Genomic DNA, 1,457 nt, shown 5'->3' with positions numbered 1-1,457 from the left:
GCCCGCGCGGGGCGCGGCCGCGCGCCAGGGCGGCAACCCGATCGCGCACGCTCCGTCGCCACGGGGGCCGCCCCCCGTCAAGGGCCCGCACGGAACCCCGCACAAGCCCCCGCGCGGGGCGCGGGGCCTGGTGGAGGTTGCCGTGCAGACCCCTGACGGGACGCGCCCGCCCGCGGCGGCTTTCGCCAGAGCAAAAGCGACGCGCGGCGGGCAGTCAGGGGCACACGCAAAGGGCGGTGCCGACGCCGTGCGGTTAAGGAGGTCCGATCATGGACAAAAAGGAGACTGTCAACGCCTACGATGAGGAAGCCGTCGACAGGGCAGTCGAGGGCATGGGCATGTGGTGCGCTCTGCACAAGGGCGAGTTCCTCGATAGGGCATGGGCTTCTTTTAGGGCACTCTGTGGCGACGAGGTCGACCTTGACGGCTGCGAGGGGATTGCTCAGGCAGTGCTCAACTATGCCTTCACCGAGTGGATCATGTTCGACAGCATGGTGTTCGGTCATGGGTGCATCGATGAGTACCTCGACCGTGTTGAGAGTGTCTCTGGTAAGAACAAGGCGATTCTCAGTGAGATTAAGGGCACTGCGAAGTACGGGTTTTACCGCTACGACGGTCTTTTCGATGACGGTTTCGGCGATAAGGGGATTGTCGTCTCCGATGTCCTCGAAGGGGGCAGCTTCAAGGTCTACAGCGCCTATCTGCACGGTTTGGCTATCGAGCGCTCCTTTGAACCCGGAACCGGACTGTCGGCGAGGTTTGCGATTCTGGACGGGCGCGCATATTTTGTCGGTCAGTTCCCGGCGCACGACAAGGCACCGATCGATGAGAGTGAGACCCTGAACCTGTATCGCAAGTGTTTGGAGATCGGCTATCCGTTCATCGTTGCGATGGCAGCGAGCACACTTGCCCCTAACGGCATGTTCAACGGCAGCATGGTTGCTCGAGTATCGGAGTCCGCCGCATAGGAGCCAAACAATGGCAGGGCTGTTCGCAGCCCTGCCCCAATTCGCTTTCAGTTCAGTGGAAAGCGAGGTGAGATCGAAAAGAAAAGCGAGCCGCATTTTGGGGAGGCGGCTCGCAGTTAAGCCCACGAAAACCATAGCGTAGAAAGGAATATCATGGGGTTTATCGACTATATGATTTTAAGCGAGCGATTTCAAGGTATCAGGCGTGATTGCGTAAGGCCGTCTCTGGTGGATGTAGTGATCTTGATTAAAAGCCTTGCACCCATCGCGTTGGCCTACCTTTTTGAAATCAAGCTGCTGGTCGTCTTCGCCTACCCGATCTGTTGCGCCCTCTTTCTCTATTTCTATCTCAAGCGGGAGGAAGAAGTCTTGGCAACTGTGTTTGATGAATCGAGCGCCAGATATTCCAGGCGCCCATTGAGGCGATAAGATCGGTTTTGCATCAGGGGCGGCTCCCAGCAAGGAGCCGCCCCTCTTTTATCTCAGCCG

At 58.8% G+C, this 1,457-nt stretch carries 2 protein-coding genes; both read left to right on the top strand.

From position 1 onward, the window contains the following. Window positions 1–269: 269 nt before the first annotated feature. Window positions 270–968, top strand: a complete 699-nt coding sequence (locus tag DW151_RS04410; RefSeq protein ID WP_118334676.1) for a hypothetical protein — start codon at window positions 270–272, stop codon at window positions 966–968. Between the two features lie 153 nt (window positions 969–1,121). Then, window positions 1,122–1,397, top strand: a complete 276-nt coding sequence (locus tag DW151_RS04405; RefSeq protein WP_118334675.1) for a hypothetical protein — start codon at window positions 1,122–1,124, stop codon at window positions 1,395–1,397. Window positions 1,398–1,457: the final 60 nt, after the last annotated feature.

This window comes from Collinsella sp. AM13-34 (assembly GCF_003473055.1).
In the GTDB taxonomy this organism is placed as follows: domain Bacteria; phylum Actinomycetota; class Coriobacteriia; order Coriobacteriales; family Coriobacteriaceae; genus Collinsella.
The sequence above is the reverse complement of the archived record's forward strand: the minus strand, read 5'-3'. Positions and strand labels throughout refer to the sequence as shown.